The organism is Microbacterium sp. NPDC090281, assembly GCF_044769635.1.
Lineage (GTDB): Bacteria > Actinomycetota > Actinomycetes > Actinomycetales > Microbacteriaceae > Microbacterium.
The window spans coordinates 1,040,014-1,056,932 of record NZ_JBIVYH010000001.1 but is presented as its reverse complement, the minus strand read 5'-3'; the positions used below and the strand labels follow the sequence as shown (position 1 = coordinate 1,056,932).

Annotated in this window: 17 protein-coding genes; 9 read left to right on the top strand and 8 right to left on the bottom strand. The window is 66.8% G+C overall.

Annotated features, from left to right (window positions below; all coding sequences use genetic code 11):
- Positions 1 to 30: 30 nt before the first annotated feature.
- From ACIQTX_RS05030 to ACIQTX_RS05000, 7 genes are all read left to right on the top strand, one after another.
- Entirely contained in the window at positions 31 to 243 is a 213-nt protein-coding gene (locus ACIQTX_RS05030; protein ID WP_105528214.1) for a heavy-metal-associated domain-containing protein, read from the top strand.
- Complete coding sequence (locus ACIQTX_RS05025) at positions 240 to 1,199, top strand: heavy-metal-associated domain-containing protein (protein ID WP_402969681.1); 960 nt, start codon at positions 240 to 242, stop codon at positions 1,197 to 1,199. Before ACIQTX_RS05030 ends, ACIQTX_RS05025 begins: the two co-directional genes overlap by 4 nt.
- Before the next feature lie 70 nt (positions 1,200 to 1,269).
- Positions 1,270 to 3,537 carry a heavy metal translocating P-type ATPase gene (locus ACIQTX_RS05020; protein ID WP_402969678.1) on the top strand — a complete coding sequence of 756 codons (2,268 nt, stop codon included), beginning with the start codon at positions 1,270 to 1,272 and terminating at the stop codon, positions 3,535 to 3,537.
- 55 nt (positions 3,538 to 3,592) lie between these two features.
- Positions 3,593 to 3,868: a YHS domain-containing protein gene (locus tag ACIQTX_RS05015; protein ID WP_402969676.1), complete on the top strand. Its 276-nt coding sequence runs from the start codon at positions 3,593 to 3,595 to the stop codon at positions 3,866 to 3,868.
- A 110-nt stretch (positions 3,869 to 3,978) separates the two neighbouring features.
- Positions 3,979 to 5,133, top strand: coding sequence for an FAD-dependent oxidoreductase (locus ACIQTX_RS05010; protein WP_402969673.1), 1,155 nt, complete (start codon positions 3,979 to 3,981; stop codon positions 5,131 to 5,133).
- 70 nt (positions 5,134 to 5,203) lie between these two features.
- Entirely contained in the window at positions 5,204 to 7,354 is a 2,151-nt protein-coding gene (locus ACIQTX_RS05005; RefSeq protein WP_402969670.1) for a heavy metal translocating P-type ATPase, read from the top strand.
- A 16-nt stretch (positions 7,355 to 7,370) separates the two neighbouring features.
- Positions 7,371 to 7,697: a metal-sensitive transcriptional regulator gene (locus ACIQTX_RS05000; RefSeq protein WP_402969667.1), complete on the top strand. Its 327-nt coding sequence runs from the start codon at positions 7,371 to 7,373 to the stop codon at positions 7,695 to 7,697.
- 42 nt (positions 7,698 to 7,739) lie between these two features.
- On the opposite strand, the gene ACIQTX_RS04995 is transcribed toward ACIQTX_RS05000, so the two are convergent.
- The 4 genes from ACIQTX_RS04995 to ACIQTX_RS04980 all read right to left on the bottom strand — a co-directional run bounded on the left by ACIQTX_RS04995 (position 7,740) and on the right by ACIQTX_RS04980 (position 10,896).
- Entirely contained in the window at positions 7,740 to 8,171 is a 432-nt protein-coding gene (locus ACIQTX_RS04995; RefSeq protein ID WP_402969664.1) for a hypothetical protein, read from the bottom strand.
- A 253-nt stretch (positions 8,172 to 8,424) separates the two neighbouring features.
- Positions 8,425 to 8,736 (bottom strand): helix-turn-helix domain-containing protein, encoded by a 312-nt coding sequence (locus tag ACIQTX_RS04990; RefSeq protein ID WP_402969661.1) that lies wholly within the window; start codon positions 8,734 to 8,736, stop codon positions 8,425 to 8,427.
- A 100-nt stretch (positions 8,737 to 8,836) separates the two neighbouring features.
- Complete coding sequence (locus tag ACIQTX_RS04985; RefSeq protein ID WP_402969658.1) at positions 8,837 to 9,874, bottom strand: methionine synthase; 1,038 nt, start codon at positions 9,872 to 9,874, stop codon at positions 8,837 to 8,839.
- 20 nt (positions 9,875 to 9,894) lie between these two features.
- Positions 9,895 to 10,896, bottom strand: a complete 1,002-nt coding sequence (locus ACIQTX_RS04980; protein WP_402972962.1) for a DUF1852 domain-containing protein — start codon at positions 10,894 to 10,896, stop codon at positions 9,895 to 9,897.
- A gap of 124 nt (positions 10,897 to 11,020) precedes the next feature.
- On the opposite strand from ACIQTX_RS04980, the gene ACIQTX_RS04975 reads away from it, so the two are divergent.
- Positions 11,021 to 11,962, top strand: a complete 942-nt coding sequence (locus ACIQTX_RS04975; protein ID WP_402969655.1) for a LysR family transcriptional regulator — start codon at positions 11,021 to 11,023, stop codon at positions 11,960 to 11,962.
- A gap of 13 nt (positions 11,963 to 11,975) precedes the next feature.
- Here the strand turns inward: ACIQTX_RS04975 and ACIQTX_RS04970 are convergent, their stop codons facing one another.
- Together ACIQTX_RS04970 and ACIQTX_RS04965 are read right to left on the bottom strand one after the other, a co-directional pair.
- A complete protein-coding gene (locus ACIQTX_RS04970; RefSeq protein ID WP_402969652.1) occupies positions 11,976 to 12,296 on the bottom strand; it encodes a LysE family translocator in 321 nt (106 codons plus the stop codon).
- Positions 12,297 to 12,584: 288 nt separating this feature from the next.
- Positions 12,585 to 13,487, bottom strand: a complete 903-nt coding sequence (locus tag ACIQTX_RS04965; RefSeq protein ID WP_402969649.1) for a hypothetical protein — start codon at positions 13,485 to 13,487, stop codon at positions 12,585 to 12,587.
- A 131-nt stretch (positions 13,488 to 13,618) separates the two neighbouring features.
- On the opposite strand from ACIQTX_RS04965, the gene ACIQTX_RS04960 reads away from it, so the two are divergent.
- Complete coding sequence (locus ACIQTX_RS04960; RefSeq protein WP_402969646.1) at positions 13,619 to 14,848, top strand: MFS transporter; 1,230 nt, start codon at positions 13,619 to 13,621, stop codon at positions 14,846 to 14,848.
- Positions 14,849 to 14,937: 89 nt separating this feature from the next.
- Here ACIQTX_RS04960 and ACIQTX_RS04955 read toward each other — a convergent pair whose 3' ends face one another.
- Both ACIQTX_RS04955 and ACIQTX_RS04950 read right to left on the bottom strand, forming a co-directional pair.
- Entirely contained in the window at positions 14,938 to 15,966 is a 1,029-nt protein-coding gene (locus ACIQTX_RS04955; protein ID WP_402969643.1) for an alpha/beta fold hydrolase, read from the bottom strand.
- Between the two features lie 84 nt (positions 15,967 to 16,050).
- Positions 16,051 to 16,917, bottom strand: a complete 867-nt coding sequence (locus ACIQTX_RS04950; RefSeq protein ID WP_402969640.1) for an ABC transporter ATP-binding protein — start codon at positions 16,915 to 16,917, stop codon at positions 16,051 to 16,053.
- Positions 16,918 to 16,919: the final 2 nt, after the last annotated feature.

Sequence of the window (16,919 nt, the reverse complement as noted above, 5' to 3'; positions counted from 1 at the left end):
ACGGGTACACCCTAACGAGATGGAGACGTGATGACCACGAACGAGTACCAGGTGACCGGCATGACGTGCGGACACTGCGAGATGTCGATCCGCGAAGAAGTCGCCGAGATCCCCGGCGTCGGCGAGATCCAGGTGAGCGCGCAGACCGGCAAGCTCGTCGTCACGAGCTCCGGCGCCGTGGACGACGCACAGGTTCTGGCCGCCGTCACGGAGGCCGGGTATTCGGCGGTGCGGACGGTATGAACGCCGGCACGCGGCTCACCCTCTACGGACTCGGCCTGGTGGTGGCGTTCGGCGGGGCCTTCGGTCTCGCGAGCGCCGTCATCCCCACGAGCATTGTCAACGACTGGACGAAAGGCACGGAAATGGACAGCCACGACGGCGGTCACGACACCGGTGCGACGACGACGGACGAATCCGCCACCGTCGCGGCGGACTCACTGAAGGGGCTCGCGCTCGGCCTGGAAGGCTACGTCCTGTCGCCGGTCGAGGCGCCCGCAGGAGTGGGCATCGCCGGAGAGCTGACCTTCCGGATCCAGGACACCGAGGGCACCCCGGTCACGGAGTATGCGACCGCGCACGACAAAGACCTGCACCTCATCGTGGTGCGATCGGACGGGAGCCAGTTCCGCCACGTCCACCCGACGCTGGATGCGAGCACGGGCACCTGGTCGCTGCCGTGGGAATGGACGGAAGCCGGGACCTATCGCGTCTTCGCGGACTTCACGCCCGCCGGCGCCGACGCCCCCTCGCTCACTCTCACCCGCACCGTCCAGGTGGCGGGCGCGTTCACCCCGGTGACACCGGAGCCGACACACATCGCACAGGTCGATGGCTTCACGGTCTCGCTCGACGGCGACCTGACGGCGGGATCGGCAGAGGATCTCACGCTCACCGTGACGAAGGACGGCACACCCGTCACCGCCCTGGAGCCCTACCTGGGGGCATTCGGTCATCTCGTCGCCCTGCGTGACGGCGACCTCGCATACCTGCACGTGCATGCCATGGGGGACGAGCCCGAGGCGGGTGAGACCTCCGGTCCGGAGATCGAGTTCGCCGCCGAGGCGCCGACCGCCGGCCGGTACTTCCTGTACCTGGACTTCCAGGTGGACGGACAGGTGCACACCGCCGAATTCGTGGTCGACGCCGCTCACGGCCAGGCCGCGGCCGACGGCGGCGCGCACGACGACGGTCACTGACCGTCGGACCTCGCCTCCGCTGCAGCCGCTCGCTGCAGTCCTCAACCACAGTCAAGAGAAGGAAAAGCACATGAGTACATCAGCACCTCCGAGCGTGGGGTCAGGCGTCGAGCTGGAGATCGGCGGAATGACCTGCGCTTCCTGCGCGATGCGCATCGAGAAGAAGCTGAACAAGCTCGAGGGCGTCGTGGCGACCGTCAACTACGCGACCGAGAAGGCGAAGGTCACGGTCCCGGACGGTTATGACACGGCGGTGCTGATCGCCGAGGTGGAGAAGACCGGATACTCCGCGGCCCTGCCCGCCCCGAAGGGGAAGAAGAAGGATGCAGGGGCGGACGGAGACGCCGGCGACGCCGACCCGGAGCTGCTCTCCCTGCGCAACCGGCTGATCGGCGCGATCGTGCTGACGGTGCCCGTGATCGCCATGGCGATGATCCCTGCACTGCAGTTCACCTACTGGCAGTGGGCCTCGCTCGCCCTGGCCGCCCCCGTGATCATCTGGGCCGCCTGGCCGTTCCACAAGGCCGCGTGGACGAACCTCAAGCACGGAACCGCCACGATGGACACGCTCATCTCGATGGGCACCTCGGCCGCGTTCCTGTGGTCGCTGTACGCGCTGTTCTTCGGCACGGCGGGCACGCCGGGCATGACGCATCCCTTCGAGTTCGCGCTGGCTCCCTCCGATGGAGCGGCGAACATCTACCTCGAGGTGGGCGCGGGGGTGACGATGTTCATCCTGGCCGGACGCTACTTCGAGAAGCGGTCGAAGAAGCAGGCCGGCGCGGCCCTGCGCGCGCTCCTCGAACTCGGCGCGAAAGAGGTCGCCGTGCTGCGCGGTGGCGTGGAGACGAAGATCCCGGTCGAAGATCTCCAGGTGGGCGACGAGTTCATCGTGCGGCCAGGGGAGAAGATCGCGACCGACGGTGTCGTCGTCTCCGGGACGTCGGCCGTGGACGCATCCATGCTCACCGGCGAAGCCGTACCGGTAGAGGTCGCCGAGGGCGACACCGTCACCGGTGCCACGACGAACGTCGGCGGTCGGCTCGTGGTCCGCGCGACCCGGATCGGCGCGGACACGCAGCTGGCGCAGATGGCTCAGCTCGTCGAGGACGCGCAGACCGGGAAGGCCGAGGTCCAGCGCCTCGCCGACAGGATCTCCGGGGTGTTCGTGCCGATCGTGATCGTGATCGCGTTCGTCGCCCTCGGCGGGTGGCTGGGCGCAGGATTCCCGGTGACCGCGGCCTTCACGGCGGCGGTTGCGGTGCTCGTGATCGCCTGCCCGTGCGCGCTGGGGCTGGCCACACCGACGGCACTGCTTGTCGGCACCGGGCGCGGGGCGCAGATGGGCGTGCTCATCAAGGGCCCGGAGGTTCTGGAATCCACCCGCAAGATCGACACCGTCGTGCTGGACAAGACCGGCACGGTCACCACCGGCAAGATGACCCTCGTCGACGTCGTCGTGGAGGCCGACACCGACCGCGCGACACTGCTGCGACTGGCCGGGGCGTTGGAGGATGCCTCGGAGCACCCGATCGCGCAGGCGATCGCCAAGGGCGCGACCCAGGAGATCGGAGCGCTGCCGACGCCGGAGGACTTCGCGAACATCGAAGGCAAGGGCGTGCAGGGCGTCGTCGAGGGCCATGCCGTTCTCGTCGGCCGCGAATCGCTCCTCGCCGAGTGGTCGCAGAAGCTGAGCCGGGAACTCGCGTCGACGAAGGCCCGCGCCGAGGGCGAGGGCAAGACCGTCGTCGCGGTGGGCTGGGACGGTCGCGCGCGAGGCATCCTGGTGGTCGCGGATACCGTCAAGCCGAGCAGCGCCGAAGCGATCGCGCAGTTCAAGGCGATCGGGTTGACCCCCATCCTGCTCACCGGTGACAACGAAGCCGTGGCACGGCAGATCGCCGCAGAGGTGGGCATCGAAGAGGTCATCGCCGAAGTCCTCCCGAAGGACAAGGTCGATGTGGTCACCCGGCTGCAGCACGACGGGAAGATCGTGGCGATGATCGGCGACGGCGTCAACGACGCACCCGCCCTCGCCCAGGCCGACCTCGGGCTCGCGATGGGAACGGGCGCGGACGTCGCGATCGAGGCATCCGACATCACGCTCGTGCGGGGCGACCTGCGCAGCGCCGTCGATGCGATCCGACTCTCGCGCAAGACCCTCGGAACCATCAAGACCAACCTGTTCTGGGCATTCGCCTACAACGTCGCGGCGATCCCCGTCGCAGCGCTCGGCATGCTCAACCCGATGCTCGCCGGCGCGGCGATGGCACTGTCCAGCGTCTTCGTCGTCGGCAACAGCCTGCGCCTGCGCGGGTTCAAGAGCGTCGCCAAGTGACGACGCACGCACCATCTCCCACCACCAGGAGAAAACGAGAAAGGAATCATCCCGCATGACGAACGACACCGAGGTGACCGCCAGCTGTTGCAGCACCAGCGCAGTGAACCCTGCTGCGGCAGGAAACGGCCGCGAGAACCTGCTCGCCGGCAGCGCCGGTGATGACCTCACCACCTGCCCGGTGATGGTCGGCAGCCCCGTGAGCAAGAAGGCCGCGGAGGCTGCGGGACTCTTCCGGGACCACGAGGGCGAGCGCTACTACTTCTGCTGCGCCGGATGCGGGCCCGCCTTCGACTCCGATCCCGCCAAGTACGCCGCCAACATGGCGTGACCCCGAGGTGGGGTTCGCGGCGCTCGACTCCCGCTGCGAACCCCACCGTCCCGCGTCATCGACCGGATGATCGACGGCCATCACCCCCTGAGAAACGGAGACCGCTGCCCATGAACCCGCACCATGCCGTGATACTCGGTGCCGGAGCAGCCGGCACCGCCGCCGCGCGCGCCCTCGCGGAGCAGACGGAGATGCAGACCACCCTGATCGGCCGGACCGGCGAGACACCGTACTCGCGAATGCTCATCAAGGGCGTCGCGTACGGGTCGGTCGATTCCGAGCTCACCCGACTCCCCCTGCCGCCGGTCGACTTCCTCGCCGACACGGTCGAGACCGTCGATCCCGGAGCTCGAGTGGTCCATCTGACCTCGGGTCGAACAGTCGTCTACGACTCCCTCATCATCGCGACCGGAAGCCGACCGCGTCGCCTCGACGCCCACATCCCGGGAATGGAGACGGCGGCGCACGCGGGAACCCTGTTCACGCTGCACTCGCTGGATGACGCCGTACGGATCAGAGAGGCGGTGATCGCGTGCGGCAGGCCCGCGCGGATCGCGATCTACGGTGCGGGACTGATCGCATCGGAGACCGCATCGGCGCTGCAGCAACAGGGGCACCGGATCAGCCTGATCGCGCGTAGCACCCTCCCCGGCGTCGCCTCTTTCGGCCGGTCCGTCGCCGCGCGGATCTCCGCGGATCACCAGCTGCACGTGACGACCTACTTCGGTCGCACCATCGATCGGATCCACCTCGACGTCGATGCGACGATCATCACGCTCGATGACGGATCCGACGTCGCCGCCGACCTCGTCATCTTCGCTCTCGGCACGACGCCCGTCGCCCCGACACCATGGCATGCCGGCGTCGATGTCGACGATCGCCTGCGCGCCCCCGAGTTCCAGGCCGTGTTCGCCGCAGGAGGCACGGCCGTGCACCACGACGACGACCTCGGAGTATGGCGGGTCGACCACTGGGACGACGGCGCAGCTCAAGGGACGCACGCCGCCCAGATGCTGCTCCATTCCCTCGCCCGTGGGGACGACCCCGGACCGTATCGACCCCGCAGCGCCCACATGGCGATGATCCATGGGCGGGTCATCGCCGGGGTGGGCCTCACCGATCGTCCGGAAGACGCCCTCATCGAAGGGGTCGAGGAATTCGTCGTCCTGCACGAACACGGAGACACCGTGGTCGGAGCCAGCGGGGTCGATGCGGTCGGCGCGGTCTATCAGTGGGGACAGCGCCTCCACGAGACGTCTCCTTGACCTGGACCGAATACCCTATTGGGGTATAGGGTAGGGGCGAGCTCGCAGACAGCCCGTGGAAGGAACACTCATGACCGATCCGCACGCGCACCACGACGCTCCGGCATACCCCGCCGGCGCCGACAGCCACCACGACCAGGCTTCGCACGGCGGTCACGAGGGTCACTCCGGTCACGAGGGTCACTCCGGGCACGAGGACCACTCCGGGCACGGAGGCCACGAGGGTCACTCCGGGCACGAGGGCCACGGCGATCACGTCGGACAGTTCCGGCGCCTGTTCTGGATCAACCTCGTCATCGCCGTGCCGGTGGTCGCGTTCTCGCCGATGTTCGCGATGATCTTCGGGTACGAGGTGCCGGCCTGGGCGACGTTCATCGCGCCGGTGTTGGGCACCGTCATGTATGTGTGGGGCGGATGGCCGTTCCTCACCGGTGCCGTCAGTGAGCTCAAGACGCGCAGACCGGGGATGATGCTCCTCATCGGTCTCGCGATCACCGTGGCCTTCTTCGCGTCGTGGGGCGCGACACTCGGGCTGCTCCACCACGAGCTCGAGTTCTGGTGGGAGCTCGCGCTCCTCATCGTCATCATGCTGCTCGGCCACTGGATCGAGATGCGTTCGCTCGCACAGACGACCTCGGCGCTCGACTCGCTCGCCGCCCTGTTGCCCGATGAAGCCGAGCGGGTCGAGGGCGACCAGATCGTCAAGGTCTCCCCCGCCGATCTGGTCGTCGGCGATGTCGTCGTGGTGCGCCCGGGCGGGACCGTCCCCGCCGACGGCCGCATCATCGACGGCACCGCCGCGATGGACGAGTCGATGGTGACCGGCGAATCGCGTCCGGTCACGCGAGCCACGGGCGACACCGTCACCGCGGGCACGGTCGCCACCGACTCCGGACTCCGGGTCGAGATCACCGCGACCGGCGACGACACCGCCCTCGCCGGCATCCAGCGCCTCGTGACCGAAGCGCAGAACTCCTCGTCCCGTGCGCAGCGGATCGCCGACCGCGCCGCCGCACTCCTCTTCTGGTTCGCGCTGCTCTCCGCCGCGCTCACCGCTGTGGTGTGGACGCTGGTGGGGAATCCGGATGCCGCCGTCGTGCGCAGCATCACCGTGCTGGTCATCGCCTGCCCCCATGCACTCGGTCTCGCGATCCCGCTGGTGGTGTCGATCGCCACGGAGCGGGCAGCGCGCGGTGGCGTGCTGATCAAGGACCGACTCGCATTGGAGAGCATGCGCACGGTCGACGCGGTCCTGTTCGACAAGACCGGCACGCTGACGAAGGGCGCCCCGACGATCACGGCGATCGAGCCGACCGGCGACATGGATGCCGAGCGCCTGCTCGTCCTCGCCGCCTCCGCGGAGGCGGACAGCGAGCACCCGCTGGCTCGTGCCATCGTGCGCGCGGCACAGGAACGAGGCCTCACGCTCGCGAAGGCCTCTGGATTCACGTCGTCTCCGGCAGTGGGCGTCACGGCGACCGTCGACGACCGAGAGGTCCGCGTCGGCGGCCCGAAGCTCCTCGACGAGATCGGCGGGCGCGAGATCGCTGCCGCTGAGGAGTGGCGCGAAGAAGGCGCCATCATCCTCCACGTCGTCCTCGACGGCGAGGTGGCCGGCGGGCTCAGGCTCGCCGACGAGGTGCGTCCCGAGTCCCGGCAGGCCGTCGATGCCCTCCACCGTCTGGGCGTCGAGGTCGTCATGATCACGGGCGACGCTCAAGCCGTCGCCGAGTCGGTGGCTGCCGAACTCGGCATCGACCGGGTCTTCGCCGGCGTGCGCCCCGAGGACAAGTCCGCGAAGGTCGCCGAGCTGCAGGCCGAAGGCAAGAAGGTGGCGATGGTCGGCGACGGCGTGAACGACGCGCCCGCCCTCGCACAGGCCGACGTGGGAATCGCCATCGGTGCCGGAACCGATGTCGCCATCGCCTCGGCCGGGGTGATCCTCGCGAGCTCCGACCCGCGTTCGGTGATCTCCGTGATCGAGCTGTCCCGCGCCGCCTACCGCAAGATGAAGCAGAACCTGTGGTGGGCGGCCGGCTACAACCTGATCTCGGTCCCGCTCGCCGCCGGCGTCCTGGCCCCGATCGGGTTCATCCTGCCGATGTCGGTCGGCGCTATCCTGATGTCGCTGTCGACCATCGTCGTCGCACTGAACGCACAGCTGCTGCGCCGCATCGACCTCACACCAGACGCGAGCACGCGCGCCGTCCTCGGCCGTTGAGAGGGCCGACCACGAGATGAAGGACCTGGACATGACCTCCGATGCGACGACCGAAGAGCACACGCACGGCTACATCACCGACAAGAGCAAGTACCTGAATCGGATGCGCCGCATCGAAGGTCAGGCGCGTGGGATCACGAAGATGGTCGACGAGGAGAAGTACTGCATCGACATCCTCACCCAGATCAGCGCGTTGACCAGTGCGCTCCAGGCTGTCGCCGTCGGCCTCCTCGATGACCACCTCAAGCACTGCGTCGTCGACGCCGCGCGGATGAGCAGTGCCGATGCGGACGCGAAGATCAAGGAAGCCACCGACGCGATCTCGCGCCTCGTGCGCTCCTGAGTCGACTCTCCGACGGGGCGAGCGGGGTCGCGTCGCTTCGGGTCACTCGGCGGTGCGACACGAATCACACAGCGGACGATCCGAGCTCGTCAGGGATCCTTCGCAGCGGACGCACCGGAATCCACGGAAGATCTCGACCATAGGAGCCTTCACGGGCGGATCGAGATGAGTGTCGAAAGTCGACTCGAACTTCTCAGCAAGCATCGGAAGCCTCGGCGCTACTTCTCGGCTGTGGATACCTGCAGGAGTCCGTGGGTCCCTAGTGCGTCCTTCAGCAAGGATCTCCATCACTCCCACATAGCTTTGCCTTTTCAGCCGCAGGCCGAGGAACAGATCAGGTATGACGACAGACATCGAGAGCTCGTCGAGATCGACGACCCCGAAGTCCTTGATGTTCTCGGTGATGACCAGACGAGCACCAGCTGCGTGGGCTGCAGCCAGGTGCGGCTGATCCTTCGGATCGGTATCGACCATGCCTGCGACATCGGCCTCCGGTATCAGGACGTCCCAGCCAAAATCAGGACGTCCCAGCCAAAGCGGCGTCGAAGGTCAGAGATCTTCGCGGCACGCTCGTGCTGGTGTCGTTCTGCCTCGGCTTCACCGAACCCAGACCAGCAGACCCGGTAATCCGAGGACACGGCGCCGATGATCAGGAGACCGCGCGTGACGGAGGGAATGAGGATATTGGCGTCCAAGTAGACCAGGCTCTTCCCCGGCACTGCGACGCTCAGAAGTCTTCCGCGAATGCCTGGCCGAGGTCCCGGACATATCCTGCACGGAAACGCTCGAAGTCCGCGACTGCGATGATGTTGCGGTTACCTTGCTTCGACGCTCGCAGTGCTCCCGAGCTGATCTTGCGTAGCACGGTCGTGCGTGAGAGGCCGAGTTCCTGAGCCACCTGCTGCGGGGTCATCGTCGGCGTCTTCGTGTCGATGGTGATGATCTTCCCGGCATCCAGCTCGGCAACGATCGTTTTGAGCAACTCCTCACGCCACTCCGTCCCGGCGGGCTTCTTCTCAAGCTTCATCAAGGTGCTCATGCTCGCGCCTCCCCGGTCAGTTTGCAGCTCTATCTGACCATTCTGACACACATGGCATCTGCAATCAGCTTCCGCGCGGAGTCCTGACCCTCTGAGCGAGTCAGACCTTCGCGGCGGCGAGCTCCTCGCGAAGCAGCGCGGCGCCCGCGCTGAGCGCGTGCAGCTTGCCGCGTGCGACGTCACGTGCCAACGGCGCCAGGCCGCAGTTCGTGCTCGGGATGAGCTTGTCAGCGTCGACGAAATGAAGCGCGTTGCGGAGGGTTTCGGCGACCTCCTCTGGGGTCTCGATCACGTCGCTGGCGACGTCGATCGCTCCGAGCATGACCTTCTTGCCTCGGATGAGCTCGACGAGCTCGAGCGGAACGTGCGAGTGGTGGCTCTCCAGCGAGATGGTGTCGATGCTCGACTGCTGCAGCAGCGGGAACGACTTCTCGTACTGCCGCCACTCCGACCCGAGAGTCGCCTTCCAGTCGGTGTTCGCCTTGATCCCGTACCCATAACAGATGTGCACCACGGTCTCTGCGCGCAATCCCTCGGCCGCCCTCTCGAGCGCCGCCACACCCCAGTCCTGCACGTCGTCGAAGAACACGTTGAATGCCGGCTCATCGAATTGGATGATGTCGACCCCGGCCGCCTCGAGCTCCTTCGCCTCCTGGTTCAGGATCGTCGCGAACTCCCAGGCCAGCTTCTCGCGGCTCTTGTAGTGGCGGTCGTAGAGAGTGTCGATCATCGTCATCGGACCGGGCAGGGCCCACTTGATCGGCTGATCCGTCTGCTGACGGAGGAACTTCGCGTCCTCGACGAACACGGGCTTCTCGCGACTCACGGCGCCGACGACAGTCGGCACGCTGGCGTCGTACCGGTCGCGGATCCGCACCGTCTCGCGCTCGTCGAAATCGACGCCGGAGAGATGCTCGATGAACGTCGTGACGAAGTGCTGGCGGGTCTGCTCGCCGTCGCTGATGATGTCGAGGCCCGCCTGACGCTGCTCCTCGACGGTGATGCGCAGCGCATCCTGGGTGCCCTCGACCAGGGCATCACCCTCCAGGTTCCACGGAGCCCAGAGAGTCTCGGGGGAAGCCAGCCAGGACGGCTTGGGCAGGCTGCCGACGATCGACGTGGGAAGAAGGGTGTTCATGATCGGCGATCTTCCGTTCGTCATCCGACGGAGACCAGGGAGGCGGCGGAGCCGGCGGCCCACTGCTCGAGCAGTTCGCCGTGCGGCTTCATGAGGTGCTCGTCTGCATACTTCCCCTGTTCGGCCGCGAGCCGACTGCGCTCGTCGCGGTCGTAGGCGATCTTCGTCACCGAGTAGTCCTGCTCCTCGAGGCTCGGCTGGTAGACGCTCGCAGCGGCCGCGTTCGCGTTGTAGATCTCCGGTCGGTAGATCTTCTGGAACGTCTCCATCGTGCTGATCGTGCCGATGAGCTGGAGGTTCGTGTAGTCGCTGAGCAGATCGCCACGGAAGTAGAACGCCAGCGGGGCCACGCTGCCGCGCGGCATGAAGTACCGGACGGAGAGCCCCATCTTGCCGAAGTACTCGTCGGTCAGTGAGGGATCCTTCTGCTCGTACTCGACACCGAGGATCGGATGGTGGTTCTCGGTGCGACGGTACGTCTTGCTCGTCGAGACGCTGATACAGATCACGGGCGACACGGCGAAGCGCTCCCGGTAGGTCTCCGAGTCGAGGAAGTGCTGGAAGAGCTTGCCGTGCAGGTCGCCGAAGTCAGCCGGAACGGTGAACCGGCCCGCAGCTTCCGCGGCAGCCGGCAGCCGTACGCTGAAGTCGAAGTCGCGCACGTAGGACGAGAAGTTGTTCCCCACGATCCCGTGACTGCGCTTTCCGGTGAGACGGTCGACGATCTGGATGTCCAGAACCTCGAGCAGCGGGAACTCCTGGTCCTCGCCTTCTGCCGCGAACTGCACCGCGACCGAGACGATCTCGAGTTCGACGGTGTAGCGATCCCCGTTCGGGTTGTCCCAGCGCGCCAGATCGTTGAACCGACGGTCGATCATCGTCAGCGCGTTGCGTAGATTCTGCTGACGGTGCTCGCCCCGCGCCAGGTTGGCGAAGTTGGTGGTGATCCGGGAGTTTTCCGACGGCGAGTAGTCCTCGTCGAAGCGGGTCGTCGTGATGCGGAACGTGAAGTCGTGCGCCATGAGGTGCCAATCGGTGAGCTGATCGGCCGGGCTCGGCCTCGCGAAAGGGGATACCTCCATGGTGCGATGTGGACGGTCCTATCGAGTAATGCGCTCCGACTATGCCGTGGCATAGGCTGACACTATGGCCAAGCGCTCGAGCGGCATCACCCTGCAGCAGCTCACCTACTACATCGAGGTCGCCGCGGAAGGGTCGATCAGCGCCGCCGCCGACCTGCTCTACGTCGCCCAGCCCACGATGTCGGCGGCGATGAAAGACCTCGAGAGCCGGGTGGGGCGCGTGCTCCTCCTCCGTTCCGCTCGCGGCGTGACCCTCACCACCGACGGCGTGGAGTTCCTCGGGTACGCCAGGCAGGTCGTCGAGCAGGTGGCACTCCTCGAACAGCGATACCTCGGTCGACCGCCCTCGCGACGCCTGCTCGGGGTGTCGACGCAGCACTACTCGTTCGCTGTCGACGCACTGGTGCGGATGGTGAAGGCGACCTCGGCCGAGCAGTATGAGTTCTCCCTTCGTGAGACGCGCACGTGGGACATCATCGAAGACGTCCGCACCCTCCGCAGCGAGCTCGGCATCCTCTACCGGAACGACTTCAACGGGAACGTCATCGACAAGCTGCTCCGCGACTCCGGGCTCGCGTTCCACCCGCTCTTCGTCGCGGAGCCGCACATCTTCATCTCCCGGAAGAACCCCCTCGCCGCTCGAGATCGCGTGACCCTCGCCGATCTCGCCGATGTGCCCAGACTCACCTTCGACCAGGGCGCGAACAACTCCTTCTACTTCGCCGAGGAGATCCTCTCCACCCTCTCGACTTCGCGCGACATCCGCGTCTCCGACCGCGCGACCATCTTCAACCTGATGATCGGACTCGACGGTTACACCATCTCGACAGGCATCATCAGCGATGACCTCGATCCGGAGATCGTCGCCATCCCGCTCGACGTCGACGAGCGCATCGAGATCGGCTGGATCGGTCACGCGGCGATCCCGCTCACCGAGCAGGCGCAGCGCTACCTCGCCGAACTGCGCACGGTCGTCTCGGGTTTCGGGGTGGAACTGCTCGGCTGAGCTCGATCCGCCCTCATCGACTCTCGAAAGCGAGGCGGCCGGCGGGAAGAACGTACGTGCCCGCGAATGTTCGTCGCAACCAGGTCATGACGCGGTGTCGTCCGATCACCTGGGTGCGCATGGATGCGGCGAAGACGCCGTAGAGCGCGAACACGGCGAACGTGAGCGCCATGAAGACGAGGCTGAGCACCGCCATCTTCCCGGCGGCATCAGCCGCACCTGCGGGAACGAACTGCGGAAGGAACGCGAAGAAGAAGACGGTCAGCTTGGGATTCAGCACGTTGATCAGCACGGCCGTGCGAATCACGCGCCACGCGGACGCCGGCTCCTGCATCTCGCGCTGCCCGATTCGGAGCGTATCGGCGACCGTGCCGGCTCCACGACGCTAGGCCCGATTCAGAGGGGTGTAGGTCGTCGCCCTCACCCCCGAGCCCCACCGAACCCTGTACACCGAAGTGCGCGCCGGTCGGCAGGAAGGTGCGACCATCGCCGCGGTTCAGCAGGCCTTCGCCGATGCCGTCGCCGCCCACGCCAACGCAGTACCGACCGCCGTGCTCGCTCCCGCCACCGCCATCTCGCCGGACGCACGGCCCCCGGCGACTAGCGCCGGGGGCCGTGACGCCTAGAGCTGACGGCGCCAGCCTCTGGCGGTCGAGGTCACCTCGCGGAACCCGAGTGCGAACAGCTGCTCGCATTCGTCGACATCGGCGGCGTCCACCGCCACGATGAGCCGCGCCACGTCGCTCAACGTGAGCCACTCGTGAAGGTCGCCGAAGAGTCGCACGAGCACGTCGGCGTCGGCCGCCTCCCAGTCGGAGAGCTCCGCGACGCGAGGTCCGGCCGAGTGACGTTCGGCACGGTTCGCGGTCAGATCGACTTCGAGGTATCCCACCGTCTCCCCGTCCCGGACCGCGGTGAAGCGGATGCCGTCAGCGCCGAGCTCGCGCGTCGTCGCGATGTCGGACGCATCCTGGAAATCCGCGATGGAGGCGAGCCCGGCGGTCGTCGCCAGGAGCACGACCTCCGTCCCTCCGTCGTGCGAGAAGCCGGCCCCTTCCAAGGACCGGCGCACATGCGGCCACGATGCCGGGATCCCGTACACGCCGGGGAACGGGAGCTGCCCGTCGGCATATGCCGTCGTCACAGCCCAAGCGCGCAGCTGCGCCAGGCACGCGCGCATCAGGGTCGCGGCGGCCGGATCTCCTCCGTCGTCCCGCGGCACCGACAGCGTCCACTGGATCAGCCCGGCCCCTCGGTAGTCGTCGCTCACGCGCGGGTGCTCGGCGAAACGCTGCAGGTGCGCCGCGGCGACGATGCGCTCATCCAGTTCCACGACGATGGTGGTGCGCTCCACCACCCAGGGATCGACGATGTACTCGTCGGGCTGGCGCTCGAGGCTGCTCAGCACGGCGTTCACCGAGACGCGAGCGCCCGGAATCACCGAGGAGAGATGAGCGTTCACCAGGTCGGTGAGCTGGTCGCGGTCGTCGCGTCGGAAGAGTCGAGCGCGGGGTACGGTATTCATGATCGGCCTCCAAATAGATCAACAGGGAAGGCCGCCACCGGATGCGGTACGCACTCACCGTATAGGCATCCGGTCCGGTGAGCAACGCCCTGGGTTCTCACCCGACGACTCAGAAATCGGTAGCAGTGCTCATGACGGACCACCTCCGCGACTTCGGTCGGGCGGGGCTCTTCTGGCTTGCCCTCGCCAACTTCTCCATGGGCATCGACGGCTACGTGCTGGCGGGTCTTCTCCCCCAGTTCGCGTCGGATCTGGGGGTGAGCTCCGCTGCGGCGGGGCAGCTCGTCGCGGTATTCGCGCTGACCGGGGCGTTCGCGGGCCCCGCGCTGAGCGCGTTCACGGGGCGATGGGAGCGCAAGGCGACGATTTCCCTCGCGTTGCTGGTCTTCATCCTCGGGAACCTCATGGTGGCCGTGGCACCCGACTACTCGTGGGCGATCGCGGGTCGGGTGGTCTCCGCGGTTGGCGGCGCCCTCCTCAATGCGGTCGTGAGCGCCTATGTGATCGCGCGCACCCCCGTGGAGCAACGCGGTCGTGCGCTTTCGTTCGTGCTGGGAGGCTGGTTGGCCGCCACGGCTCTCGGCGTGCCGCTGGGACTCGTCATCGGGCAGGCGGACTGGCGTGCGCCGTTGTTCCTGGTCGCCGGCGTCGGCGCCATCGCGCTGATCGGGATCCTGATCAAGGTTCCGCGCCTGACGCTGCCGGCGCGTCCGCTGCGCGAGAGCGTGAGGCCCCTGGGGCAGCCGCGAGTACTCGCAGCCCTCGTGATCCCGATCGGCATCATGTGCGCGAGTTACCTCTGCTTCACGTACGCCGCATTCATCCTCGACCCTCGCATCGGCGCCGGACTGCCGATGATCCTGATCATGTTCGGCTACGGCCTCATCAGTCTGCTCGGCAACGCCGTCTCCGGACGCAGCATCGACCGCATCTCCCCGGTTCGCGTTCTGGCCGTCATCATCGCCTCCCTCATCGCGGTGGCCGCGATCGGAACCGTCGGCCTGGCTCTGTCGGGCATCGCGGGTGCCGTGATCGCCATCTTCTGGTTCTTCGGCTGCGCGTTCTTCAACGGCGGGATGGGAGTGCCGCTGCAGGCACGTCTCGCCGCCATGTCTTCGGATTCCCTCACCATCCTGCTCGCTCTCAACGCGAGCGCGATCACGCTGGGAAGCGCCTTCGGCGGCATGCTGGGCGGCGCGATGCTCGCCACGGGGTTCCCACCCGAAGCACTCGTACCGTCGGCGGGGGCGATCCTCGTCGTCACCGGTGCAGTCCTCTTCCAGACGACGCGCGCTCGCACGCAGCGCACCCAGAACGCTCCGGAAGTGGCCGGCCGCGAACTCCGTCCCGACGAGGTGTGACCGCGAAGGGCACAGTGCGAACGCGGCGGGCGCCAGCCGTCATCGGTGAGCGGTCGCTCCAGCGAAAAGTTCGGCTCCGGCCATGCAATTCATCCCCGCAGTACTCCTCGGGGAGCGACCGCGTGCGGCAACGCCAGTTTCACGAGGCTCACGACGAACTTCCCCGGCTCTTCGAGCATGCACAGGTGTGCCGAGTTCTCGAACCAGACGACGTCCTTCGATGGCGCCGTCACTCGTTCGATCCAGCGCGCGACAGGACCCGTCGGCGTCGTCCAGTCATGGCGCCCGAGGAACTGCAGCATGGGCACCTCGAACGTCATCCGGTCACGAGCGTCGAAGGACAGCAGTTGAGGCAGCACCAGCGGCATCGTTGCCTGCTGTCCCACCCCGATCAGCCCCAGTTCGTCGTCCGTGTAGTACGGCGACAGCTCTTGCGATTCCATGAAATACGCGGAGTCGGATCGGTACGCGGACAGCGCCCCGTAGTGCTGTGCCCATCTCCTGCAGGTCACGATCCGCTCGGTGGTGAGCGGCTGCGTGCCGGGGTACTCGCCGAGCGCTTGGAGTTCCGCGATTGCTTCCGCGTTCTGATCCGCGATCGCGCTCCGAAGCGCGAACCCGAAACTCTCGACCTCGTTCTCTGCACCGGAGATCACCTGCCCGACACCGATGTAGCCCCAAAGCAGGTCGGGGCGCCGCTCGGCCGCCATGACGCCGATGATCGTTCCCCAGCTGTGGCCGAGCACACCGACCTTCGTCACCCCGAGCTCGTCCTGGAGCCAGGTGATCAGTTCCACGAGGTCGTCTACGTATCGCTCGACGCTCAACTCCATCCCCTCGACCGCATGTGCCGCGGACTTGCCGCTGGCACGCTGGTCGTAGTTGACGACCGTGAAGTAGTCCTCCACTCCTCGCTGCCAGATCCACGACGACGGCAGCGAAGGAAGTGCCGGACCGCCATGGCAGACGACGAGGACCGGGTTGCTCGTGTCTCGACCTCGAATCGACACGAACTGCTCCACGCCGCCGAGTTCGACGAACGCGGTGCGATCGATTGCCTCAGGGTTGGGAATGCGGCACAGATCCGCGATCACCGTCCGACCGATTTCGTCGCTCATGCGGTCAGCTTAGAAGAGCGGCCCTCCGCGCCGCCGAGAGCGAGCGTGGGCCGCCGATCTCGCGGGCGACACATCAGGAAATCGTCAATGATCGGCGGAGCGAGGGCCGCCCGTGGACTTGTAAGGGACCACCAAGGGGCCTCCGGTGATCGGGTCGGCGATGACGACGGAGTCGATGCCGAACACCTCGGCGACGATCTTCTCCGTGACGACCTCCTCCGGCGGCCCCTCGGCGACCACCTGGCCGTCCTTCATCGCGATCAGGTGGCTCGCATATCGTGCAGCGTGGTTGAGGTCGTGGAGCACCGCGACTAGCGTGTGCCCCTCTCGGTGCAGTGAGTCGAAGAGCTCCATCAGCTCGATCTGATGCGCGATGTCCAGAAAGGTCGTCGGCTCGTCGAGGAGCAGCAGGGGTGTCTGCTGGGCAAGGACCATCGCAACCCAGACGCGTTGCCGCTGCCCGCCGGAGAGTTCGTCGACCAGTCGCGCAGACAGGTCGCTCAGGTGCGTGGCCTCGAGGGCGTGCGCCACCGCAGCCTCGTCAGCCGGGGAACGCTGTTGGAGCAGCTTCTGATGGGGATATCGGCCACGAGCCACGAGGTCGGCGACCGTGATGCCATCGGGCGAGATCGAAGATTGCGGAAGCAGTCCGATCCGTCGCGCGACTTCCTTGGCGCGGTACTTCGAGATCTCCTTCCCATCGAGCAGGATCGCCCCCTCACGCGGCACAAGCAGGCGAGAGAGGGCGCGCAGCAGAGTCGATTTGCCGCAGGCGTTCGGGCCGATGATCACGGTGAATCCCCCCGGCGGAACGTTGACGTTCAGCTCAGAGGAGATGATGCGGGCGTCATAGCCGATCGTCACTCTCTCGGCGCGCAGATCGGGTGAGTCGATCGCGACCCGAGGGATGTCAGTGGAGATGCTCACGGTTGCACTTTCTTGTCGAGACATCG